19 protein-coding genes, 3 tRNA genes, 3 rRNA genes, 1 other RNA gene and 1 other annotated feature are annotated in these 23,935 nt (G+C 43.8%); of the genes, 7 read left to right on the top strand and 19 right to left on the bottom strand.

Annotated elements, in window-relative coordinates:
* Positions 1-17: 17 nt before the first annotated feature.
* The 3 genes from ACYH0O_RS00185 to ACYH0O_RS00175 form a co-directional block, all read right to left on the bottom strand.
* A tRNA-Ala gene (locus ACYH0O_RS00185) sits at positions 18-93 on the bottom strand.
* A 14-nt stretch (positions 94-107) separates the two neighbouring features.
* Positions 108-184 (bottom strand) — tRNA-Ile (locus tag ACYH0O_RS00180).
* Positions 185-326: 142 nt separating this feature from the next.
* Positions 327-1,878: ribosomal RNA gene (locus tag ACYH0O_RS00175) — 16S ribosomal RNA — on the bottom strand.
* A gap of 561 nt (positions 1,879-2,439) precedes the next feature.
* Between ACYH0O_RS00175 and ACYH0O_RS00170 the strand changes: the two genes are divergently transcribed.
* A complete protein-coding gene (locus ACYH0O_RS00170) occupies positions 2,440-2,919 on the top strand; it encodes a PaaI family thioesterase (protein ID WP_149158255.1) in 480 nt (159 codons plus the stop codon).
* Positions 2,920-3,217: 298 nt separating this feature from the next.
* Here the strand turns inward: ACYH0O_RS00170 and ACYH0O_RS00165 are convergent, their stop codons facing one another.
* The 7 genes from ACYH0O_RS00165 to tadA all read right to left on the bottom strand — a co-directional run bounded on the left by ACYH0O_RS00165 (position 3,218) and on the right by tadA (position 7,449).
* Positions 3,218-3,481 carry a pro-sigmaK processing inhibitor BofA family protein gene (locus ACYH0O_RS00165; RefSeq protein ID WP_044340676.1) on the bottom strand — a complete coding sequence of 88 codons (264 nt, stop codon included), beginning with the start codon at positions 3,479-3,481 and terminating at the stop codon, positions 3,218-3,220.
* A 62-nt stretch (positions 3,482-3,543) separates the two neighbouring features.
* The gene (locus tag ACYH0O_RS00160) at positions 3,544-3,762 is read right to left on the bottom strand and encodes a YaaL family protein (protein WP_044340677.1); all 219 of its coding nucleotides are present in this window, start codon (positions 3,760-3,762) and stop codon (positions 3,544-3,546) included.
* Positions 3,763-3,779: 17 nt separating this feature from the next.
* Positions 3,780-4,376 (bottom strand): recombination mediator RecR, encoded by a 597-nt coding sequence (recR, locus tag ACYH0O_RS00155; RefSeq protein WP_044340678.1) that lies wholly within the window; start codon positions 4,374-4,376, stop codon positions 3,780-3,782.
* Between the two features lie 11 nt (positions 4,377-4,387).
* Positions 4,388-4,711, bottom strand: coding sequence for a YbaB/EbfC family nucleoid-associated protein (locus ACYH0O_RS00150; RefSeq protein ID WP_172655813.1), 324 nt, complete (start codon positions 4,709-4,711; stop codon positions 4,388-4,390).
* Positions 4,712-4,740: 29 nt separating this feature from the next.
* A complete protein-coding gene (gene dnaX / locus ACYH0O_RS00145; protein WP_149158254.1) occupies positions 4,741-6,429 on the bottom strand; it encodes a DNA polymerase III subunit gamma/tau in 1,689 nt (562 codons plus the stop codon).
* A gap of 163 nt (positions 6,430-6,592) precedes the next feature.
* An RNA gene (ffs, locus tag ACYH0O_RS00140) (signal recognition particle sRNA large type) lies at positions 6,593-6,856 on the bottom strand.
* 98 nt (positions 6,857-6,954) lie between these two features.
* Positions 6,955-7,449, bottom strand: coding sequence for a tRNA adenosine(34) deaminase TadA (gene tadA, locus ACYH0O_RS00135; protein WP_482630732.1), 495 nt, complete (start codon positions 7,447-7,449; stop codon positions 6,955-6,957).
* A gap of 83 nt (positions 7,450-7,532) precedes the next feature.
* Here tadA and ACYH0O_RS00130 point away from each other — a divergent pair, with 83 nt between their 5' ends.
* The 5 genes from ACYH0O_RS00130 (at position 7,533) to ACYH0O_RS00110 (ending at position 11,619) form a co-directional block, all read left to right on the top strand.
* Positions 7,533-8,072: a cysteine hydrolase family protein gene (locus ACYH0O_RS00130; protein ID WP_149158252.1), complete on the top strand. Its 540-nt coding sequence runs from the start codon at positions 7,533-7,535 to the stop codon at positions 8,070-8,072.
* Positions 8,073-8,150: 78 nt separating this feature from the next.
* The gene (locus ACYH0O_RS00125; protein ID WP_426893094.1) at positions 8,151-9,437 is read left to right on the top strand and encodes a glycoside hydrolase family 18 protein; all 1,287 of its coding nucleotides are present in this window, start codon (positions 8,151-8,153) and stop codon (positions 9,435-9,437) included.
* Between the two features lie 236 nt (positions 9,438-9,673).
* Complete coding sequence (locus ACYH0O_RS00120) at positions 9,674-10,330, top strand: deoxynucleoside kinase (RefSeq protein WP_482630731.1); 657 nt, start codon at positions 9,674-9,676, stop codon at positions 10,328-10,330.
* Positions 10,314-10,982 (top strand): deoxynucleoside kinase, encoded by a 669-nt coding sequence (locus ACYH0O_RS00115; protein WP_482630730.1) that lies wholly within the window; start codon positions 10,314-10,316, stop codon positions 10,980-10,982. Before ACYH0O_RS00120 ends, ACYH0O_RS00115 begins: the two co-directional genes overlap by 17 nt.
* 277 nt (positions 10,983-11,259) lie before the next feature.
* Entirely contained in the window at positions 11,260-11,619 is a 360-nt protein-coding gene (locus ACYH0O_RS00110) for a hydrolase (RefSeq protein WP_149158249.1), read from the top strand.
* 106 nt (positions 11,620-11,725) lie between these two features.
* Here the strand turns inward: ACYH0O_RS00110 and ACYH0O_RS00105 are convergent.
* The 6 genes from ACYH0O_RS00105 to guaB form a co-directional block, all read right to left on the bottom strand.
* A tRNA-Ser gene (locus ACYH0O_RS00105) sits at positions 11,726-11,818 on the bottom strand.
* 130 nt (positions 11,819-11,948) lie between these two features.
* Positions 11,949-13,223 carry a serine--tRNA ligase gene (gene serS, locus ACYH0O_RS00100; RefSeq protein WP_149158248.1) on the bottom strand — a complete coding sequence of 425 codons (1,275 nt, stop codon included), beginning with the start codon at positions 13,221-13,223 and terminating at the stop codon, positions 11,949-11,951.
* Between the two features lie 48 nt (positions 13,224-13,271).
* Positions 13,272-13,480 (bottom strand) — a binding site (T-box leader).
* A 52-nt stretch (positions 13,481-13,532) separates the two neighbouring features.
* Positions 13,533-14,123, bottom strand: coding sequence for a pyridoxal 5'-phosphate synthase glutaminase subunit PdxT (pdxT, locus tag ACYH0O_RS00095; protein WP_149158247.1), 591 nt, complete (start codon positions 14,121-14,123; stop codon positions 13,533-13,535).
* Positions 14,124-14,134: 11 nt separating this feature from the next.
* The gene (gene pdxS, locus ACYH0O_RS00090; protein WP_149158246.1) at positions 14,135-15,016 is read right to left on the bottom strand and encodes a pyridoxal 5'-phosphate synthase lyase subunit PdxS; all 882 of its coding nucleotides are present in this window, start codon (positions 15,014-15,016) and stop codon (positions 14,135-14,137) included.
* A gap of 300 nt (positions 15,017-15,316) precedes the next feature.
* Positions 15,317-16,672 (bottom strand): serine hydrolase, encoded by a 1,356-nt coding sequence (locus ACYH0O_RS00085; RefSeq protein ID WP_482630729.1) that lies wholly within the window; start codon positions 16,670-16,672, stop codon positions 15,317-15,319.
* A gap of 196 nt (positions 16,673-16,868) precedes the next feature.
* Positions 16,869-18,332, bottom strand: a complete 1,464-nt coding sequence (gene guaB / locus ACYH0O_RS00080) for an IMP dehydrogenase (RefSeq protein ID WP_149158244.1) — start codon at positions 18,330-18,332, stop codon at positions 16,869-16,871.
* A gap of 112 nt (positions 18,333-18,444) precedes the next feature.
* Here guaB and ACYH0O_RS00075 point away from each other — a divergent pair, with 112 nt between their 5' ends.
* Positions 18,445-19,380: a YaaC family protein gene (locus ACYH0O_RS00075; protein ID WP_482630728.1), complete on the top strand. Its 936-nt coding sequence runs from the start codon at positions 18,445-18,447 to the stop codon at positions 19,378-19,380.
* Between the two features lie 39 nt (positions 19,381-19,419).
* On the opposite strand, the gene ACYH0O_RS00070 is transcribed toward ACYH0O_RS00075, so the two are convergent.
* The 3 genes from ACYH0O_RS00070 to ACYH0O_RS00060 all read right to left on the bottom strand — a co-directional run bounded on the left by ACYH0O_RS00070 (position 19,420) and on the right by ACYH0O_RS00060 (position 23,795).
* Positions 19,420-19,905, bottom strand: coding sequence for a glutathione peroxidase (locus ACYH0O_RS00070; protein ID WP_482630727.1), 486 nt, complete (start codon positions 19,903-19,905; stop codon positions 19,420-19,422).
* A 734-nt stretch (positions 19,906-20,639) separates the two neighbouring features.
* Positions 20,640-20,756, bottom strand: a 5S ribosomal RNA gene (gene rrf / locus ACYH0O_RS00065).
* Positions 20,757-20,859: 103 nt separating this feature from the next.
* Positions 20,860-23,795, bottom strand: a 23S ribosomal RNA gene (locus ACYH0O_RS00060).
* Between the last annotated feature and the right edge of the window lie 140 nt (positions 23,796-23,935).

Genomic DNA, 23,935 nt, shown 5'->3' with positions numbered 1-23,935 from the left:
CGCTTCGTAAAAAACCTTGGTGGAGCCTAGCGGGATCGAACCGCTGACCTCCTGCGTGCAAAGCAGGCGCTCTCCCAGCTGAGCTAAGGCCCCGGAATATGAGGATATGGTGGGCCTAAGTGGACTCGAACCACCGACCTCACGCTTATCAGGCGTGCGCTCTAACCAGCTGAGCTATAGGCCCATATTCCATAAAAATGAATGATAAGCAATGCTTACCATTGTTTGTAGATGGAGAGTTACTTTGCTTTCGCAAAAAACTTTGTTAAACCATCAAAACTGAACAAAACTTCGACGTGTCAAACGTTTAGTTAAATCTTCCTTAGAAAGGAGGTGATCCAGCCGCACCTTCCGATACGGCTACCTTGTTACGACTTCACCCCAATCATCTGTCCCACCTTAGGCGGCTGGCTCCAAAAGGTTACCTCACCGACTTCGGGTGTTACAAACTCTCGTGGTGTGACGGGCGGTGTGTACAAGGCCCGGGAACGTATTCACCGCGGCATGCTGATCCGCGATTACTAGCGATTCCAGCTTCATGTAGGCGAGTTGCAGCCTACAATCCGAACTGAGAACGGTTTTATGGGATTGGCTAAACCTCGCGGTCTTGCTGCCCTTTGTACCGTCCATTGTAGCACGTGTGTAGCCCAGGTCATAAGGGGCATGATGATTTGACGTCATCCCCACCTTCCTCCGGTTTGTCACCGGCAGTCATCTTAGAGTGCCCAACTGAATGCTGGCAACTAAGATCAAGGGTTGCGCTCGTTGCGGGACTTAACCCAACATCTCACGACACGAGCTGACGACAACCATGCACCACCTGTCACTCTGTCCCCCGAAGGGGAAAGCCCTATCTCTAGGGTTGTCAGAGGATGTCAAGACCTGGTAAGGTTCTTCGCGTTGCTTCGAATTAAACCACATGCTCCACCGCTTGTGCGGGCCCCCGTCAATTCCTTTGAGTTTCAGTCTTGCGACCGTACTCCCCAGGCGGAGTGCTTAATGCGTTAGCTGCAGCACTAAGGGGCGGAAACCCCCTAACACTTAGCACTCATCGTTTACGGCGTGGACTACCAGGGTATCTAATCCTGTTTGCTCCCCACGCTTTCGCGCCTCAGTGTCAGTTACAGACCAGAAAGTCGCCTTCGCCACTGGTGTTCCTCCAAATATCTACGCATTTCACCGCTACACTTGGAATTCCACTTTCCTCTTCTGCACTCAAGTTCCCCAGTTTCCAATGACCCTCCACGGTTGAGCCGTGGGCTTTCACATCAGACTTAAGAAACCACCTGCGCGCGCTTTACGCCCAATAATTCCGGACAACGCTTGCCACCTACGTATTACCGCGGCTGCTGGCACGTAGTTAGCCGTGGCTTTCTGGTTAGGTACCGTCAAGGTACCGCCCTATTCGAACGGTACTTGTTCTTCCCTAACAACAGAGTTTTACGATCCGAAAACCTTCATCACTCACGCGGCGTTGCTCCGTCAGACTTTCGTCCATTGCGGAAGATTCCCTACTGCTGCCTCCCGTAGGAGTCTGGGCCGTGTCTCAGTCCCAGTGTGGCCGATCACCCTCTCAGGTCGGCTACGCATCGTCGCCTTGGTGAGCCGTTACCTCACCAACTAGCTAATGCGCCGCGGGTCCATCTGTAAGTGATAGCTAAAAGCCACCTTTCAACATTTCCTCATGCGAGGAAATGAGTTATCCGGTATTAGCCCCGGTTTCCCGGAGTTATCCCAGTCTTACAGGCAGGTTACCCACGTGTTACTCACCCGTCCGCCGCTGACTGATGGGAGCAAGCTCCCATCAGTCCGCTCGACTTGCATGTATTAGGCACGCCGCCAGCGTTCGTCCTGAGCCAGGATCAAACTCTCCGATAAAAGTTTGAATAGCTCTTAAAAAATAAATCTAGAATTAACGTTGACGTATTGTCTTGTTTTGTTCAGTTTTCAAGGTTCAATATAACGTTGGGCTCTCTTGAGCACCTCTTAAATATAACATTTTTCGTCATAAAGCGTCAAGCTTTTTTTGAAATTTGTTTTTCGCGTCGTTTTGGCGACAAGGAATATAATAGCACCTTCTACTATTAAGAGTCAATACTATTTTTCATCTTTTACAATTTAATTTCAGAAGGATTTTCTGCTTCATCCATTTTTCTGTTTTTGAAAGGTGCTTACTATAATACACATAGAATAGAAAGAAACAGTACCTTTCGCATACTTATGAAACAGGTACTGTCTACACAGATGTTACTCTGACAATTGTAAATTGTATATAGTTGAACGCTCTTTTAGGATAAATGCCGTCAATGAAAGCCAGTTTCCATAAGTTTAACTTAATATTTGTGAAAATATAGTACATAAATCAAACCACTAAAGGAATTTCAGAACGTTAATAGAAGTGTACTAGAGAAAGAGTTTGTGATGAAGGGAGAATATTAAATGAACAAAGTCACTCGCGCCATTCAGGATGATTACCCAGATGATTTTGCGTGGTGTTATGGCTGCGGCCGACTCAATAAGGATGGGCATCATTTTCGTACCGGAGTGGAAGGCGGTCACATGGTCACGATTTACACACCTAAACCGGAACACACTGCTTTGCCAGGCTTCGTGTATGGCGGGTTAATTGCTTCCTTAATCGATTGCCACGGCACTGGTTCAGCTGCAATTGCTCTTCATAGAAAGAACGGGGGAGTAATTGGTGGTGGTCAAGAGCCTCCACGTTTTGTCACTGCTTCCTTACAAGTGGACTTTATGAAACCTACACCTCACCATGTTCCGTTAAAAGCGGTGGGCACAGTTCATGAAGTTCATCCTAAGAAATTCAGAGTGGAAACAGAAGTGTTTGCAGAAGGAAAACTGTGTGCACGGGGTGAAGTAATAGCGGTGGTAATGCCAAAAACGTTTATAAGTGAATAGTAGACGATCAGAAAGTGACCTTCCTCCCTGCATCCCGGAAGGAAGGTCACTACGATGATACAAAATTAAACTGGTTTATTTCTCACCTCGCCAAATAACTCATATGTCCTCATTATCCTCGAAGCCGCCTCTTCCAACAAAGCATTTCCGTTTGTCATGGAACTTTTAAAAGAACCGTGTGCAATGACGATTCCATTGTTCTTCCCCTGTTCTCTTTCTATGTAAAAAAGCAGCCAAGATCCAAGTAAGAAAAAATCCCACCTGATGCTTAGACTGCCTTTTTCTTGCTAAAGTATGGTTATAGGATCCACATCTGGATGACGGTCAAACCCACCACTCCCGGAATACCTAATATTCCAGAAATAGATGAGGTTGCCAGATTAATAGGAACGTGGATTCCGTACTGACTGCCAAAGGCGTTCAGGAAAAATAAAAAGAGTGCTCCGATCATGACCTTCATGGCAACTTGTCCCACAAACCGAAGTGGCTTTATGGGTGTGCCGGTGGCCAATAGAAGTACAATCAGTCCGCTGATCACAGCAATGACGATAACTGGGCTCATATCCTTCTCTCCTCTCAACATAGAACATAAATAGTCTCTTATTGAAAGGATATGAGGGTTGTCTACCTTTTTATGACGATCTTTCTATGTTTTGCTTCTCTAAAGAGAAAAAAATATTTAGCTTCTGCTATTTTCGAGTGACAGTGGATGTTCAGATTATAATCCACACTCATCTCATCGATGGAACGTTGCTGATTCCAATGATCCTTGGTTTCGTCTAAAACGTGAAGTAAGGATTGGTCATACTCTTTTTTCAGCTTTCCTTTTTTCCGGAAAAACATAGGTATCCTCTCCTTCGTTAAACGTCTCTTCTTCCCTCAAGGGCTTTCGATAACGTTACTTCATCTGCATACTCAAGATCTCCACCGACAGGAAGCCCATGAGCAATCCTTGTGATTCGGATCCCTGATGGTTTGACTAGCCGTGAGATGTACATCGCTGTCGCTTCCCCTTCTATGTTCGGGTTGGTCGCGAGGATGACTTCCTGGACCTCGTCACCGTGAAGACGCTTTATCAGATCCGGAACATTGATGTCCTCGGGTCCAATCCCGTCCATAGGAGAGATGGCACCGTGGAGCACATGGTATTGTCCGTTATATTCTTTCATCTTCTCCATGGCAATGACATCTTTGGGGTCTTGAACTACACAGATGATGCTGCGGTCCCGTCTTTGATCCTCACAAATATAGCATGGATCCTGATCTGTAATATGGCCGCAGACAGAACAGTAACTTAAATTACGTTTTGCATTGACCAATGCTTTCGCAAAATCCAATACAGTATCTTCTTTCATGCTAAGAACAAAAAAAGCCAGTCGGGCCGCAGTTTTCGGCCCTATCCCCGGCAGTTTCATAAAGCTGTCGATCAGCTTCGATATAGGCTCAGGATAATGCATCGTATTGCCTCCTAGAACATTCCCGGTAGGTTCATTCCTTTAGTGAATTGACCCATAGTTGAGTTCGTTAATTCGTCTGCTTTCTTCAGTGCATCGTTTGTCGCTGCAAGGACTAAATCTTGGAGCATTTCTACATCATCCGGATCAACAGCTTCTTCGTTGATCTTTACATCAATAACTTGTTTGTGACCGGAAACGATAACAGTCACCATTCCGCCGCCAGCTGTTCCTTCGATTTGCTTTTCTCCTAATTCTTCTTGAGCTTCCGCCATTTTCTTTTGCATCTTTTGCATTTGCTTCATCATATTTTGCATATTACCATTTCCACGCATCATATTATTACCTCCAGTTAATTTTTTCTAGATTAATCGTTTAATTCTATTAAATCCATACCGACAAGCTTTTCAGCTTCCTTCAAGAGTGAGTCTTCACCTTGATCCTCGCCTGATGCTTCTCCATCTTCTGTTTTCGAGTTTCGGATAAAGTCTTCTCTTATGGACACCCACTGATCTTCAGGAATTCCAATCGCTGCATAGCTGTTTCCTGTAAGCTCTTCCAGTATGGAAGCAATCGCTGAAGTGAAAGCTTGATTCTCCATTGCCATCTGACAATGAATATCGTATTTAAATTTTAACACAAATGAGCCGTTTGTAGCTGCTACAGGTTCAGCATCATTTAACAATGCTGATTGTGAGCGCATTTGACGCTGGTTCAATGTTTCGACCATATCTCCCCATCGGCTCTTGATCAGATTAAGATCTTCTTTCGTCGCCGTCCGGAGTACTTCCTGAATTTTTCCGGTAGGAGCCCGGAAGCCTTTCTTTGCCCTGATCGGTTTTTTCGCCGGTTGTGAAGCCGGCTCTGCTTGAACCTTGACTCCATTCGCCTTCAGCTGTTCGATCTCTTTTTCAAGAAATTTGATCTTTTTCATCATCTCGCTCACTTCCGGAGAAGAAGCAGATGCAGGTGCTTCCATTTGACAAAGCTTCACAATGGAAACCTCCAGGTAGATCCGGGCATGATTCGTGAACTTCATTTCCTGACCGGCCTGATTCAAGACATCGATATATTGGTAAATCTGCTGAGGCTGAGTTTGACCCGCCAGTTCTTTAAAATCATCGTCGAGCATGACGCGTTCCAGTGATTCTTCAAGATTTGGAGCCGTCTGGTATAACAGCATATCCCTGAAATAAAGAATAAAGTCCTCTGCGAACCTCGCCGGGTCCTTCCCTTGGAATAGCAATTCTTCCAGGGCACCTAATCCACTTGTGACATCTCTTTCCAAAATCGCTTTCGCCAGTGTATTTAAATATCCTTGAGAAACAGCCCCTGTTACAGTCAAAGCATCGTCTACGGTTACCCGGTCCTGACTAAAAGAGATGGCCTGATCAAGAAGGCTAAGGGCATCACGCATCCCGCCTTCAGCAGCCCGTGCAATTATCGTAAGGGCATTTTCTTCAAAGTTCACACCTGATTCTGTGGCAATATGACTCATCCGTCCCACAATATCCCTTGCTGTAATCCGTTTGAAGTCAAATCGCTGACAGCGTGAGATGATCGTAAGGGGGATCTTGTGAGGCTCTGTAGTCGCAAGGATAAAGATGACGTGCTTAGGTGGTTCTTCTAACGTTTTCAGTAAAGCATTAAAGGCTCCGATAGACAGCATATGAACTTCATCTATGATGTAGACTTTATACTCGACTACGTTTGGAGAATATTTGACTTTATCCCGGATGTCCCGGATCTCTTCCACTCCGTTATTGGAAGCAGCATCGATTTCGATGACATCTGGAATCGAACCATCAGTAATCCCTATGCATGCATCACACTCATTACAGGGTTCCGCTATCGGAGACCGCTCACAGTTAACCGCTTTCGCCAAGATCTTCGCTGCGCTCGTTTTCCCTGTTCCCCTTGGTCCCGAGAATAAATAGGCATGTGAAATCTTCTGATGAAGGAGGGCATTTTGCAACGTTTTCGTTACATGCTGCTGTCCAACTACATCAATAAATGACTGAGGACGCCACACACGATATAAAGCTTGATATGCCAAAATACTCCCCCCCTCTTGTTTATGTACTATAGTGTCTATTATAACGTAATCTAAATCCCTTTTACAAAGAAAACCGGAGATCAATTTAGGTTAAACCTCAAACCTTTATATAAACAAAAAACTCACCCAATGAAGGATGAGTTGTTGTATTTAAATTAAACTGCCGTGCACCTTTCGTCGACAAGCATCCATAGGCGTTACTCAAGCAGTTAGCTCGGCCCAGGCAACCCTGCGGCACATGGGAGCTTCCACTTAATGCTGCTTCCTTCCGGACCTGACATGGTTCATGGATTCCCATTGCGCAGGACCCAGGCGTCAACACCACTTACTTGAGGCAGCCCTACAGAGTGCCAGCCTCGGAAAGGAATTCGGTCTCGCTAGAGCGGATTGCGAGTACAGGGCACCGCTACCTCCCCACCTAGCACGGCAAAATTGATACCATATTTAGTTGCGTCATAAGTGCGACGCAAGATTAAGTATACTAGGATTTACGGTAAAAAGCAATGATGGAATACTGTAATTTATTTACAGACCGAAAGTCCTGTTTTTCTTCTCGAACTTCTTCCGCTCTCGCAAGTCTTTAAAAAAACGGGAAAGGATTCCACCACACTCTTCTGAAAGTACTCCAGGCACTACTTCACATTGGTGATTAAATCGATCATCTTCCAGTAGATTCATTAACGTTCCCGCACAACCCGCTTTAGGATCCTTTGCTCCATATATAACTTTCTCTATTCTCGAAAGGATAATCGCTCCACTGCACATCGGACATGGTTCAAGTGTGACATAAAGCTCCGCCCCCTCAAGCCGCCATGTGCCAAGCTTCTCACATGCCTCTTGAATGGCTAATGTCTCGGCATGGGTGATGGCATTTTGACTCGTTTCTCTCAGATTATGAGCACGGGCAATGATTTCATCCCCTACTACAATGACCGCTCCGATCGGAACTTCTTGAATCGCTGCCGCTTTTTTTGCTTCCTTTAATGCTTCCATCATAAATCGTTCTTCTCTTATACCCATTATGTACTCCCACAAATTTATTTCTCTTTTCTTTATAAAATATCCCCATTGACTCCAAACTATAAGAGAAAGGGGCATACAATATGATACCTAACGAAACAGCTCTTCTTATTATTGACATTATGAATCCGTTCGACTTTGAGCATGGAAATACATTAGCTCGCCATACCCGCCAAATTGTTGAACCTATAAACACATTACGTCACTATTGTACCAAACATCAGCATCCTGTCATTTATATTAATGACCATTATGAGTTATGGAAAGCAGATTACAAAGAGATTTACCAGAAATGTCATAATGATGTGAGTGATAGTATCATGACTCCGCTCCAACCGACGGATAAAGATTTTTTTCTTATTAAACCAAAGCATTCCGCTTTTTACGGCACCGCGTTAAATACACTCTTACACCATTTGTCTGTAAAAAATCTTATCATCACGGGTATCGCCGGCAACATCTGTGTACTTTTTACAGCAAACGATGCTTATATGAGAGAATTTAACCTTATTGTGCCCAATAACGCCATTGCATCTGTCAGTGACGAAGATAATCACTATGCGTTGACGATGATGAAAAATGTATTAAAAGCGAAGATAGAATCCACTGGTGAGATAGTATAAAATTTGTTCTGCAAAACATATCGAGGCCTTCCATTTCATAAGTTGATTATAGTGAATGAAATTTAGGAGGGTCTGTGTATGCAAATTCATGTGGTCCAACCGAACCAATCGTTATTTGGTATCGCACAAGCGTATGGATCAACAGTTAAGGATATAGTAGATGCCAATGAACTGCCAAACCCTGATAACCTGGTGGTTGGCCAATCATTGGTCATCCCTATTATAGGAAGCTTTTATTTTGTTCAACCTGGAGATAGCCTTTGGGCGATCAGTCAGAAAACAGGAGTCCCCTATCAGGAATTGGCAAGGGTGAACGGAATATCTCCCAATCAGCCTTTACAGGTGGGGTTTCGTTTATACGTTCCACAGAAGCCAAAAGGAAATGCGGAGTTTAACGCATATGTAGAGCCTTACGGAAATGAAGTGGCCCAAAACCTTGAAGATAGTGCCAAGGAAGCAGCTCCTTATCTTACCTATCTGGCTCCATTCAGCTTTCAAGCAAAACGTGATGGCACCCTGCAAGAACCACCTCTCGGAAATCTGATTCAAACTGGGAAAGACAATAATAATGTCATGATGATGGCCATCACCAATCAAGAGGAAGGAACATTCAGCGATGAACTAGGACGAATCCTGCTGACCGACCAGGTGATCCAGGATAAATTCCTCAATAACGTTGTCCAAACAGCGAAAAAATACGGGTTCAGAGACATTCACTTCGACTTTGAATATTTACGTCCACAGGACAAAGAAGCCTACAACCAATTTTTACGAAAAGCAAAACAGCGTTTTAATCAAGAAGGATGGCTACTTTCAACCGCCCTTGCTCCTAAGACAAGTGCCGACCAAAAAGGCAAATGGTATGAGGCCCATGATTATAAGGCTCACGGAGAAATTGTCGACTTTGTCGTGATCATGACCTATGAGTGGGGATATAGTGGAGGTCCCGCCATGGCCGTTTCCCCTATCGGACCTGTTCGTGAAGTCCTTGAATACGCCATTTCAGAAATGCCTCCATCCAAGATTCTCATGGGGCAAAATTTATATGGATATGACTGGACGCTCCCATTTGTCCAAGGGAGTACAGCAAAAGCCATCAGTCCTCAACAGGCAATCAAGATAGCCGCGGATAACAACGTATCGATTCAGTATGATCAAAAAGCACAGGCCCCATTCTTCAAATACCGTGATGCTAGTACAGGTAAGGATCATGAAGTGTGGTTCGAAGACGCCCGAAGCATCCAGGCAAAATTCGACCTAATGAAAGAGCTGAAACTAAGAGGGATGAGCTACTGGAAACTGGGTCTTCCCTTCCCACAAAATTGGCTGTTACTTTCTGACAATTTCACTGTCGTAAAAAGATAATAAATAGAAGCTGATGGATAGGTAAATCGATAAACACCTATCCATCAGCTTTTTATTTGCTTCCCCTTAAGAGTCGATCGTTTAAAGTCGATATAGTGAACGTAGCGTATTTTCTGAACCTGGGAAATAACCTGAACAACCATCCATATATTGTGTTACAATAATTCCTGTCGTAATTTTTTAGTTTTACATTTTTATAAGAGAAAAAGATTGCCGTAATATGAGGAGGACAATTAATGGGGCGCATTCCTTTCATTACCGTTGAAGGCCCGATTGGAATAGGAAAAACCTCTCTGGCAAAAGCGATTTCAGAGCATTTCCATTTTCACTTACTGAAAGAAATCGTGGATGAAAACCCGTTCTTAGACAAATTTTATGATGACATTGAAGAGTGGAGCTTTCAAACAGAGATGTTTTTCTTATGCAATCGTTATAAACAGCTAGAGGATATTGAAAAGCACTATCTATCTCAAAATAAATCTGTTGTAGCAGATTATCATATTCTTAAAAACATCATCTTCGCTAAACGTACATTGAAAGATGAACAACAGTTCAAAAAGTATCTTAATATCTATGACATCCTCACTTCGGACATGCCGAGGCCTAATGTCGTGATTTACTTGAACGCAAGCCTCGATACGCTATTAAAGCGCATTGAAAAAAGAGGAAGAGACTTCGAAAAGAAAATCAGCCCTCTTTACCTTAAGCAGCTATCACTTGACTATGAAGAATATATGAACACATTTGAAAAAACTCACCCTGACATCCCTGTTCTTCGCTACAATGGCGACCACGTAGACTTCGTTCAAAATAAAGAAGACCTGAAATACATTCTTACACAGTTAGAGACTACACTTAAAAAAGGAGTTCACCATCATGAATCTTCGCACTAAATACGGGATCCCGAACAATGCCGTGATCACCATTGCCGGAACAGTCGGTGTCGGGAAATCCACTATGACAAACGGCTTAGCGACGGCACTCGGCTTCCGAACGTCATTTGAAAAAGTTGATACCAATCCGTATCTCGATAAATTTTATCAGGACTTTAAGAGCTGGAGCTTCCATCTTCAAGTATACTTCTTGGCGGAACGCTTCAAAGAACAAAAGAAAATCTTTGAATACGGCGGCGGCTTCATTCAAGACCGTTCTATCTATGAAGATACAGGCATCTTCGCCCGCATGCATTATGAGAAAGGGAATATGAGCGAAATCGATTATGAAACGTATACAAGTCTTTTCGATGCTATGGTTATGACACCATACTTTCCACACCCTGATCTTCTGATTTACCTTGAAGGAACCATTGATAATGTCGTTGATCGCATCCGTGAGCGCGGCCGCCCAATGGAACAACAAACACCTGTTGCCTACTGGGAAGAAATGCACGAGCGTTATGAAAACTGGATCAACTCCTTTAACGCTTGTCCCGTACTGAGACTCGACATCAGTGAATACGACTTGGTGAACGATCAAAACTCAATCGAACCAATCGTTGAAAGAATCGGGTATTTCATTGAACAGACGAGAATGTTGAAAAGCTAAACGAAAAGCGGAGGCGCCTTGGTCAGGCCCGACAAGCATAAGACGAGCCATCCGGAAAGGCGGCTTTTTGCCTTTTTGGATGGCTTGTCTTATGACCTCGAGGGACTAGGCGCCGGAGCTAGATCAGTATAATAGATGAAAAAGACTACTCTGTGCTTTGCGGCAGGAGGAGTCTTTTTTTATATATAAAGGTTGTCGGAAAACATCCATCCGTTTATTTCCAACCTAAAAGAGGTATATGTACAAAAAAACAGAAATATAAGGAGTTGGATTAAACATGGAATCGAAACAAACGTATTTTGTAGATATAAGCAGCGGGGACATTCTGCAAGACCCTAATCAAAATGCCAGTCCAAGCTTTCGCATATTTGCTACTCCAACAGAAGTAAACGAACTGAAAATGTTGTTCAATGATAACTACGATGATGACATGTCGACTATGAGACGGGCTCAGGTACCTTTCCGTCAATATCACAATTCACCGGAAGACGATCAATATGATCAATCCATGAGGAATATCTATTCGAAGATTTATTTGCTCGGAGATGAAGAAGCACGCCTTCATATCACTAAGATAGGTGTACTGGAACATACATCAGACGACCATTTAAGAGAAGACATCAAAAACCTTAAGTAAATTGGACTGAGTCGATCGGTATATCCATAAAATAAAAAAATTCGTTACATAAAATGTAACGAATTCTATCTCCAATGTTTATGCGCTATGGTTATAAAAAAATCAATGGAGGAGGAAGGGGGATTCGAACCCCCGCGGGCTGTTACACCCCTGTCGGTTTTCAAGACCGATCCCTTCAGCCGGACTTGGGTATTCCTCCGTATCGACAAGAATTATAATAACATGGTGTATAAATGGAGTCAAGCATATTTCTAAAAAAAATAAAAGGTGCCACTCGTTAAATTCGTGAGGCACCTTTTATTGTCGTCCAACGGAATCGTTTGCTGATATTATTTAATGACTTCCGCTCCACCCATATACGGACGAAGAGCTTCCGGAACGATGACAGATCCATCTTCTTGCTGGTAGTTTTCCAAGATGGCGGCAACAGTACGTCCGATTGCTAAACCAGATCCATTCAGCGTATGCACATGTTCAGGTTTTCCCTTAGCTTCCCTTCTGAAACGAATGTTCGCACGTCTTGCCTGGAAGCCTTCAAAGTTACTGCAAGAAGAAATCTCACGGTATGTTCCGTAGCTTGGAATCCAGACTTCGATGTCATATTTCTTGGCAGCTGTGAAGCCTAAATCCGCTGTACACATAGATAACACACGGTATGGTAAGCCCAGTAACTGAAGGACTTTCTCAGCATGGCCAGTCAGTTTCTCAAGCTCATCATAAGAATCTTCAGGTTTCACAAAGCGAACAAGCTCTACTTTGTTAAATTGATGCTGACGGATCAGACCACGTGTATCACGGCCGGCAGATCCAGCTTCAGAACGGAAGTTAGCACTGTACGCCACATAACTTACAGGTAATTCTTCACCCTTCATGATCTCATCACGGTGATAGTTCGTTACAGGTACCTCTGCTGTAGGAACCAGGAAATAATCCTCGCTTTCGATTCTGAACGCATCTTCCTCAAACTTAGGAAGTTGACCTGTTCCCGTCATACTCGCTCTATTCACCAGGAATGGAGGGATCATTTCTGTATACCCATGCTCATCCATGTGCAGATCCATCATGAAGTTAATCAGGGCTCTTTCTAGTCTTGCTCCTAACCCTTTATAGAAAACAAAACGGCTTCCGGTTACTTTGCCGGCACGTTCGAAATCCAGGATCCCAAGGCCTGTTGCAATGTCCCAGTGAGGCTGAGCCTCGAAATCAAACTCACGAATCTCCCCCCATTTGCGTGCTTCTATATTATCATCCTCCGTTTCACCAACCGGTACCGTTTCATGTGGAATGTTAGGAATGGAAAGCAGGATGCGCTCTAACTCCTCTTCAATCCCTCGTAATTCATCATCTAGTTTTTTCACCATGGCCCCAACTTCACGCATTTCAACGATCAGGTCCTGTGCATCCTTTTTCTCTTTCTTCAGCTCTGCTATCTGCTGGGATACGTCATTACGCTTGCTCTTTAATTCTTCACTTTCCACAAGCAGCTCTCTTCTTCTCTTATCAAGCTCTTCAAATTTGCCGAAATCCTCAAGATTCTCACCACGGTGCTGTAGACGCGCCTTCACATCTTCAAGATTATTACGTAAATACTTAATGTCTAACATGGGATTCTCTCCTTTTTTATAAAAAAATAAAAAACCCCCATCCCTGGTAAAAGGGACGGAGGTTTCCGCGTTGCCACCCTAATTGAAGACACTATGCATCTTCCTCTTAAGAGATGGTAACGGAATCACCGAAAATACCTACTTCATTCAGTACTTCACTCAAGGATGGATTCATAAAGCTCTTGCGTCGATTCTCACCAGCCATCGACTCTCTTAAGCAAGCCTTCTTTACTACTATTTCCTGTCAACGATTTTGTTTTTATTGGTTATTTCATAATCTACTACAATGTTTTCCATTTTGCAATAGAATTATGCGATTGTTTTTTCCATGCTTTCTTTCACCATCTCAACGAAGAATGAAGTCAAGCGGTGATCATCCGTTAACTCAGGATGGAAAGAGCAACCGAGGAATTGTCCGTGGCGTGCAAGAACAATCCGTTCATTATGCTTAGCCAGGATTTCAACATCTTCTCCAGCTTCCACGATGTGGGGAGCACGGATGAAGACGGCATTGAACCCTTCTCCAATATGAGCAATCGAAAGATCCGCTTCAAAACTTTCTTTCTGACGCCCAAAGGAATTACGTTCAACTGTTACGTCCATCACACCAAGATGAGGTTCGTCGTATCCGACAATGTGCTTCGCTAAGAGAATCAATCCTGCACATGTTCCAAAGATCGGCTTCCCGGCTGCCGCGAATTGTCTTAACGGCTCCATAAAGCCATATCGATCGATCAGCCTTCTCATGGTGGTACTTTCCCCACCTGGCATGATCAGGCCTTGAATCTCTTCCAGCTGCTCCACACGCTTAATGACGATGGCCTTGGCACCAGAGGCTTCGATTGAACGCACATGCTCCCTGACGGCACCTTGAAGTCCTAATACACCGATGTTCAACATAGAATCACACCTTACCATCCACGATCTTGCATACGGTTTTCAGGTAAGATAGAAGAAATCTCTACTCCCTTCATTGCTACACCAAGCTCTTTAGATAGCTCTGCGATCAACTTGTAATCCTGATAGTGAGTTGTCGCTTCTACGATAGCTCTTGCAAATTTCTCAGGGTTTTCTGATTTGAAGATACCAGAACCTACGAATACTCCGTCAGCCCCTAATTCCATCATAAGAGCCGCATCAGCTGGTGTTGCAATTCCGCCTGCAGCAAAGTTTACAACAGGTAAACGTCCGTTTTCTTTAATTTCCAACAATAATTCATATGGAGCTCCCAAAAGTTTAGCTTCTGTCATGATTTCATCTTCGTTCATGCTCACAAGCTTGCGAACCTGGGCATTTACCTTACGCATATGACGAACCGCTTCAACGATGTTACCTGTTCCCGGCTCACCTTTTGTACGTAACATGGATGCACCTTCACCAATACGGCGGGCAGCTTCACCTAAATCACGGCAACCACATACGAATGGTACAGTGAAATCTCTTTTATTTAAATGGTACTCTTCATCAGCAGGCGTTAATACTTCACTCTCATCAAGGTAATCAACACCCATTGATTCAAGGACTCTTGCCTCTACAATATGACCGATACGAGCTTTTGCCATGACAGGAATCGACACAGCCCCCATAACTTCTTCAATAATACGGGGATCTGCCATTCTTGCTACCCCACCTGCAGCACGGATGTCTGCTGGAACTCGTTCTAAAGCCATTACTGCCACTGCGCCCGCAGCTTCAGCAACTTTTGCCTGCTCTGCATTGACAACGTCCATGATAACGCCGCCTTTTTGCATTTCAGCCATACCTCTTTTAACACGATCTGTACCAGTATTCATATCTATATCCCCCTTATATTTATCCCATGCCCGTCCCATTTCCATCCAAAAAAGGAAGAAAACGCGACTAAAACAATCGGAATGATTATGTAACCCTACTGCTAAATAAACAATAAAAAAAGACTTATGTCAAGACGAAAAGCGGAAGCGACTTGGTTGGGCACGACATGTATTTCTTGGGAATTTCTCAAGGTGCTCCTAGTATGATACCTCTTTTTCGCCCTGGCTATAAAAAAACACCAAGACTTGTCCTAAAATTAAAGTCTTGGTGTTGATTTAATCATTAAACCTACGGGCTTATTAGAACCAGCCTTTAACCGTTGATGTAACCGAGTTCCAGATGTCCCCGAAGAAACCTCCTACAGCTCTCATAGAAAGCACAAACCAGTTTGCTTTTTCAACACCATCCACAGCTACAACAGATGCTTTCGAGGCATTTGTCCCTTTGTCTGTAAGGTAACCTAAATCTTTCTTATCCTTTGATTCCAATGTGACGTACCCAACTTTTTCTCCTTTTTTAACAGGTGCTGTCAGTTCACTGTCATCGTTCAGCTTTTTCTTATCTAACACAAATTTAGGTTTGTATTGATCTTCTTCACCGTTCTTAATCACCATGCTTAACGCGGCATCGGTTTTGATTTGAACTTCTTTTTCCTTACCTTTTTCAACTGGAAGTGTCTTTTGACCTTTCACTTGATAGTCAGCAGGGAGTACTTCCTCTATTGTAAAATTGTTGAATGCATAATCCATCATTTTTCTTGTTTCACTAAAGCGGGCATCGTAGGAGTTTTCACCAGCTGGTACATCAACGTCCATTACCACGGTAATGAATCTCATTCCGTCTCTTTCTGCTGTGCCAGTGAAGTTAGCTCCTGCAAAATCTGTAGTACCGGTTTTTAAACCGTCCATTCCCTCGTACTCACGGATCAATCCAGGTAACATCCAGTTCCAGTTGTCCATTTGAGTCGCATCTTCTGTTCCTTCAGCAAATACCTTTTTCGCAATACTGGAAGTCTCGAGTACTTCAGGATAATCATGAAGCAAACGGTACGCCAGTGTGGCAACGTCCTTTGCAGACATGACATTTTCTTCTTCTGGACCCCCAACAACACTATCTACATATGGTTGCAGGTCCCGGTTATTTAAACCTGTAGAATTAACAAATTTATATTTTTCCAAGCCAAGTTCTTTAGCTTTTGCATTCATCATTTTAACGAAATTTGCTTCTGAACCGGCAATTGTTTCTGAAATAGCTATTGTCGCTGCATTAGCAGAATAAATCGCCATTGCTTCATACAATTCTTTGATCGTGTAGGTACCTTCTTCTCGAAGGTCAACATTACTCAGTTCACCATTATGTGACATTTGAGAAAGATTAGTAGGTACCGTAAACTTCTGGTCCCATTTCACTTTACCTTCTTCAACTGCTTCCAATAACAGGTACTCTGTCATCATTTTCGTCATACTTGCAATGCCTTGAGCATTTTCTGAGTTCTTTTCATAAAGAATTTTACCCGTGCTTGCTTCTACTAGAATCGCAGCTTTTGCGTTAACGTCCAAGTCTCCCTGAGCATTTGCAGGTCTCCCTACGATACCCATTGCCATCATAAAAACCATCATACAAACAAAAGATTTTTGAATCCAACTTCTTTTCACTGTTAGCCCTCCAAGATTTTATGTACACCTTCGTTATTTTATCATAGTTCGAAAGGTAAGAATAGACAGAGAATATGACTAGTTTTGGCATGGGTCAAGGGACTTGCGACCTCTGATAAAAGGCGGTAAATATGACTTAAATTCAAATAAAAAAATGCTGATCAGTAGTATCTGATCAGCATTTGGAATTATTTTCTTATAATGAATAGTTTGGAGCTTCTTTCGTGATTTGCACATCATGAGGATGACTTTCACGAAGTCCGGCACCAGTCATTTTAATAAACTGAGCCTGCTCTCTTAATGCGTATAGATCCTTCGTTCCGCAGTATCCCATGCCTGAACGTAAGCCTCCGATTAGCTGATACAATGTATCGGCTAAAGGACCTTTGTAAGGAATACGGCCTTCGATTCCTTCTGGAACAAACTTTTTATTCTCTTCTTGGAAATAGCGGTCCTTCGATCCTTTTTCCATGGAGCTGACGGATCCCATTCCTCTATATACTTTGAAACGGCGTCCCTGGAAGATTTCCGTTTCTCCAGGGCTTTCAGATGTACCGGCAAGTAAACTTCCTAACATAACAGCATGTCCACCAGCTGCTAATGCTTTTACGATATCACCAGAATACTTGATGCCGCCATCAGCAATGATGCTCTTTCCGTGCTTTCTTGCTTCTGTCGCACAATCATACACAGCGGTAATTTGTGGAACGCCGACACCTGCAACAACACGAGTCGTACAGATTGAACCAGGTCCAATCCCCACTTTGACTACATCAGCACCCGCTTCAATCAATTCTCTTGTCGCATCTGCCGTTGCCACATTTCCTGCTACAATATTTAACGTTGGATAAGCTTCACGGATTTCACGAACAATAGAAAGAACTCCAGCTGAATGGCCGTGAGCTGTATCAATTACAATCACATCCACCTGTGATTTCACTAAATGTTCAACACGAGTCAATGTATCTTTCGAGATACCAACAGCTGCTCCAACCAATAAACGTCCTTGATCGTCTTTGGCAGAGTTAGGAAACTCAATGACTTTTTCGATATCTTTAATCGTAATAAGTCCCTTAAGCGTTCCTTCTTGATCAATCAGAGGAAGCTTCTCAATTTTGTACTGCTGAAGAATTTTTTCCGCTTCTTCTAGGGTAGTGCCAACAGGAGCTGTCACGAGGTTTTCCTTCGTCATGACATCCGAGATCTGAATGGAGTAGTCTTGGATGAAACGAAGGTCACGGTTCGTTAAAATCCCTACCAGCTTTTGCTCTTGTTCGTTGTTCACAATCGGAACACCGGAAATTCTATATTTGCCCATCAAGTGTTCTGCAGAAAAGACTTGATGATCCGGAGTTAAAAAGAATGGATCAGAGATAACTCCACTTTCGGAACGTTTTACTTTATCAACCTGCTCAGCCTGCTGTTCGATACTCATATTCTTGTGGATGATACCCAGCCCACCTTGTCGAGCCATTGAAATTGCCATTTCAGCTTCTGTTACAGTATCCATTCCTGCACTGATCACAGGAACATTCAATTTAATTGAATCTGTTAATTCAACAGAGATATTTACATCCTTTGGTAATACCTCTGATTTGGCTGGTAATAATAGTACATCATCAAACGTTAAACCTTCTTTAGCAAATTTAGAATCCCACATGTTTTCGGCCTCCCTAGTCCCAAAATATTATTAGTAGGTTATCAATTGGTTAAAATACTGTCAAGAAGAATAGGATTAATTTAATTTTTCAGAATAATTAGAAGGTGATCATTTGAGCGAAATACATCAACAATGGGACTTCATCCACTATTTTCAGTCTGCAGAATACTCCCAGAAGTTTCTAAAAAAATGCTATGAAAAATTGGGATTTTCTCAGGCAGAAATGAAAAGCTATGATAACTGTTATCCATTCATGTACTACTTGGAGCAAGGAGAGCTTTATTACAGACAAGCCATGCAATCTCCTATATCACTCAAGCCCATTTTGCTTTTCTATGGATTTATTCACTTTATCAAAGCCATTGTGTTAACGGTGGACCCCCTATATCCAGAAACAACTACGGTCCTGGCACATGGGATTACCTCCAGGAAAAGAAAAAAGCAGCAGTACCGCTTTTTACAAGATGAAGTAAAGGTACAGAAAAATGGTCTATTTTCACATTTCTCCAACCTTGTGTTTCACGTGAAACATATCGTGGGGGAAAAATACAAGATGGAAGATTTACTCATACAAATACCTGAGCTTGAAGATGCATTTCAAATTTTGCTCAATAAGAAAACAATGTTCTGGTTTAACCATCAACATGAGCTGATCATTGATGAGTCAATACTTTCCCATTTTCATATGTCAGAAAGTTTGTTCAAACAATATCTGAATGAAAAGGTAACAGAGAATTTCATTTGGATTTCGGACAATACGTTACAATCACTACATGTTCGGGAGCAACTTCCCGTTAGATGGCACTTGGACAAAAACAGATTAGCCCTTCCCGGCATTCGGAATGAAGCCACCACAATACCTGAGGTACTCATCCATTATGCAATATTATATAACCTGAGCATGATTGCCCGGTACGAAACTGAATGGTGGGTGGAACTATTAAAAAACCGAACCAATGAAGACTATCCCATCATCCATACGTTCATCAATGTAACAACAGCAAAAGCACCATATCTTTTACTAAAATTACTTCAGGATAAAATGTAGGAGAAAGAGGAAGGATGACGGACTCCCTCTCATCCCTCCCTATTCTGCTTGAAGTAACCTTTTAATATCGTCCTCAATTTTTCGGGGATTTGTTTGCGGAGAATAACGATCAAATACCTCTCCATTTTTCCCAACTAAAAATTTAGTGAAGTTCCACTTAATATTCGAAAGAAGGACACCCTTTTTCTCTTTCGTTAAAAACGTGAACAGTGGATGAGCTTTCTTTCCCTTCACATCGACTTTCGCAAACATCGGAAAAGATACCCCATAGTTCACCTGACAAAACTCCATGATTTCATTCTGATCATCAAATTCCTGGTTCATGAACTGATCACATGGAAATCCTAGTACAACAAGCCCTTCATCCTTATACTCTTCATACAGGCCCTGCAGCTCCTCAAATTGAGGTGTAAAGCCACACTTACTGGCTGTGTTCACGATAAGCATCACTTTCCCCTGGTACCCTTCTAGAGACGTTACAGATCCATTCGCTCTTTTTACGGTGAAATCATATATTGTCGTCATGTTCTTCTCTCCTTGTATATACTTTTATTAAAATAATACTTTAGAGAGTCGGTGGATAGCAATTTTGAGCATGTGATGATGGCAGTTTGCAGGCGTGTTTGTGGAAGGAACTGAGATGAGAAGAGATGAGTTGAGTTGAGGAGTGGTGTTTGTGGTTGCTTGAGGTGCAGTGGGTGAATAGGATGAGTTGTTGGACGTCGGATATCATATAGACATATATAATTGATTAGTTGATAGAAAATAGGATTTAGATACAAATAGTTCAGGATGATTTTAAGAGTAACATTACATTTGCTGGCCAACAGGGAAGATTTCGAGGATATTGTGTCCCTCAGAATGAAGATTTATATGTAATAAGCACTAATAAATGTTCCTGTCTCTCTCAAAATTTTTCTTTGTGTTAACGAAGACTATTTTAGGGAGGTAGATATCAATATTTTCATAGATATAGAGGCGGTCAAGCTTGAAGATGTATGCTAATTGCGTCGTTTTTATCTTTATTGCGTTATTTTGACCCGTTATTGCGTCGATTTTTCATTTTATGCGTCATTTTTAACTGTTTATACGTCTATTACCAATTATTACCTAAAATCACATAACGATTTCCAATTGACTCAGATTAACTTTTCACCAAGATAATGTTTTTATGATTGAAGTGAATTCCTCTTCCACAATTCTTCTCAAAAATATAACCACAAAAAAAGCAGCCCCTAAGAGCTACTCTTTTCACATTTGCCTGGCGACGTCCTACTCTCACAGGGGGAGATCCCCCAACTACCATCGGCGCTGAAGAGCTTAACTTCCGTGTTCGGCATGGGAACGGGTGTGACCTCTTCGCCATTGTCACCAGACGAATTATTCAATTGAAGGATTGTTCCTTCAAAACTAGATAAAGAATTGATGTCAAGAAAGCCGAATATCGACCCATTGTTGTTCATTTAAAAATGACTCTTTGTGGTTAAGTCCTCGATCGATTAGTATCAGTCAACTCCACATGTCGCCATGCTTCCATCTCTGACCTATCTACCTAGTCATCTTCTAGGGATCTTACTCACATACGTGATGGGAAATCTCATCTCGAGGGGGGCTTCATGCTTAGATGCTTTCAGCACTTATCCCTTCCGCACATAGCTACCCAGCGATGCCTTTGGCAAGACAACTGGTACACCAGCGGTGCGTCCATCCCGGTCCTCTCGTACTAAGGACAGCTCCTCTCAAATTTCCTGCGCCCACGACGGATAGGGACCGAACTGTCTCACGACGTTCTGAACCCAGCTCGCGTACCGCTTTAATGGGCGAACAGCCCAACCCTTGGGACCGACTACAGCCCCAGGATGCGATGAGCCGACATCGAGGTGCCAAACCTCCCCGTCGATGTGGACTCTTGGGGGAGATAAGCCTGTTATCCCCGGGGTAGCTTTTATCCGTTGAGCGATGGCCCTTCCATGCGGAACCACCGGATCACTAAGCCCGACTTTCGTCCCTGCTCGACTTGTAGGTCTCGCAGTCAAGCTCCCTTGTGCCTTTACACTCTGCGAATGATTTCCAACCATTCTGAGGGAACCTTTGGGCGCCTCCGTTACTCTTTAGGAGGCGACCGCCCCAGTCAAACTGCCCACCTGACACTGTCTCCCACCCCGATAAGGGGCGCGGGTTAGAATTTCAATACAGCCAGGGTAGTATCCCACCGATGCCTCCACCGAAGCTGGCGCTCCGGCTTCCAAGGCTCCTACCTATCCTGTACAAGCTGTACCAAAATTCAATATCAGGCTACAGTAAAGCTCCACGGGGTCTTTCCGTCCTGTCGCGGGTAACCTGCATCTTCACAGGTACTATAATTTCACCGAGTCTCTCGTTGAGACAGTGCCCAGATCGTTACGCCTTTCGTGCGGGTCGGAACTTACCCGACAAGGAATTTCGCTACCTTAGGACCGTTATAGTTACGGCCGCCGTTTACTGGGGCTTCGATTCGCACCTTCGCTTGCGCTAAGCACTCCTCTTAACCTTCCAGCACCGGGCAGGCGTCAGCCCCTATACTTCGCCTTACGGCTTCGCAGAGACCTGTGTTTTTGCTAAACAGTCGCCTGGGCCTATTCACTGCGGCTCTCTCGGGCTTGCACCCTACCAGAGCACCCCTTCTCCCGAAGTTACGGGGTCATTTTGCCGAGTTCCTTAACGAGAGTTCTCTCGCTCACCTTAGGATTCTCTCCTCGCCTACCTGTGTCGGTTTGCGGTACGGGCACCTTTTTCCTCGCTAGAGGCTTTTCTTGGCAGTGTGGAATCAGGAACTTCGCTACTATAATTCGCTCGCTATCACAGCTCAGCCTTCACGATGATGGGATTTGCCTCATCATCAGCCTAACTGCTTAGACGCACATATCCAGCAGTGCGCTTACCCTATCCTCCTGCGTCCCCCCATTGCTCAAACGGAAAAGAGGTGGTACAGGAATATCAACCTGTTGTCCATCGTCTACGCCTATCGGCCTCGACTTAGGTCCCGACTAACCCTGAGCGGACGAGCCTTCCTCAGGAAACCTTAGGCATTCGGTGGATGGGATTCTCACCCATCTTTCGCTACTCATACCGGCATTCTCACTTCTAAGCACTCCACCAGTCCTTACGGTCTAGCTTCGCAGTCCTTAGAACGCTCTCCTACCACTGACACCTAAAGGTGTCAATCCACAGCTTCGGTGATACGTTTAGCCCCGGTACATTTTCGGCGCAGAGTCACTCGACCAGTGAGCTATTACGCACTCTTTAAATGGTGGCTGCTTCTAAGCCAACATCCTGGTTGTCTAAGCAACTCCACATCCTTTTCCACTTAACGTATACTTTGGGACCTTAGCTGGTGGTCTGGGCTGTTTCCCTTTCGACTACGGATCTTATCACTCGCAGTCTGACTCCCATGGATAAGTCTTTGGCATTCGGAGTTTGTCTGAATTCGGTAACCCGATGAGGGCCCCTAGTCCAAACAGTGCTCTACCTCCAAGACTCTTACACATGAGGCTAGCCCTAAAGCTATTTCGGAGAGAACCAGCTATCTCCAAGTTCGATTGGAATTTCTCCGCTACCCACACCTCATCCCCGCACTTTTCAACGTGCGTGGGTTCGGACCTCCATTCAGTGTTACCTGAACTTCATCCTGGACATGGGTAGATCACCTGGTTTCGGGTCTACGACCACATACTCAATTCGCCCTATTCAGACTCGCTTTCGCTGCGGCTCCGTCTCATCGACTTAACCTTGCATGGGATCGTAACTCGCCGGTTCATTCTACAAAAGGCACGCCATCACCCGTTAACGGGCTCTGACTACTTGTAGGCACACGGTTTCAGGTTCTATTTCACTCCCCTTCCGGGGTGCTTTTCACCTTTCCCTCACGGTACTGGTTCACTATCGGTCACTAGGGAGTATTTAGCCTTGGGAGATGGTCCTCCCAGCTTCCGACGGGATTTCACGTGTCCCGCCGTACTCAGGATCCACTCAAGAGAGAATGAAGTTTCAACTACAGGGTTGTTACCTTCTTTGACGAGCCTTTCCAGACTTCTTCGTCTACTTCATTCCTTTGTAACTCCGTATAGAGTGTCCTACAACCCCAAGAGGCAAGCCTCTTGGTTTGGGCTACATCCCGTTTCGCTCGCCGCTACTCAGGGAATCGCAATTGCTTTCTCTTCCTCCAGGTACTTAGATGTTTCAGTTCCCTGGGTCTGCCTTCCATACTCTATGTATTCAAGTAAGGATATTGTTCCATTACGAACAATGGGTTCCCCCATTCGGAAATCTCTGGATCAAAGCTCACTTACAGCTCCCCAAAGCATATCGGTGTTAGTCCCGTCCTTCGTCGGCTCCTAGTGCCAAGGCATCCACCGTGCGCCCTTCATAACTTAACCGAATTGGTTGTTACATCAGGTTTAAAACCTAAAATGGCGATACTCGGTAATTTCTTGACTATCAATTTATCTTTATCTAGTTTTCAAAGAACAATCTATCATCTCGTAAGAGACAATATGGATGGTTATTTCACTCCGCT

Source organism: Rossellomorea sp. H136 (genome assembly GCF_056838065.1).
This window is presented reverse-complemented; position numbering and strand designations above follow the sequence as displayed.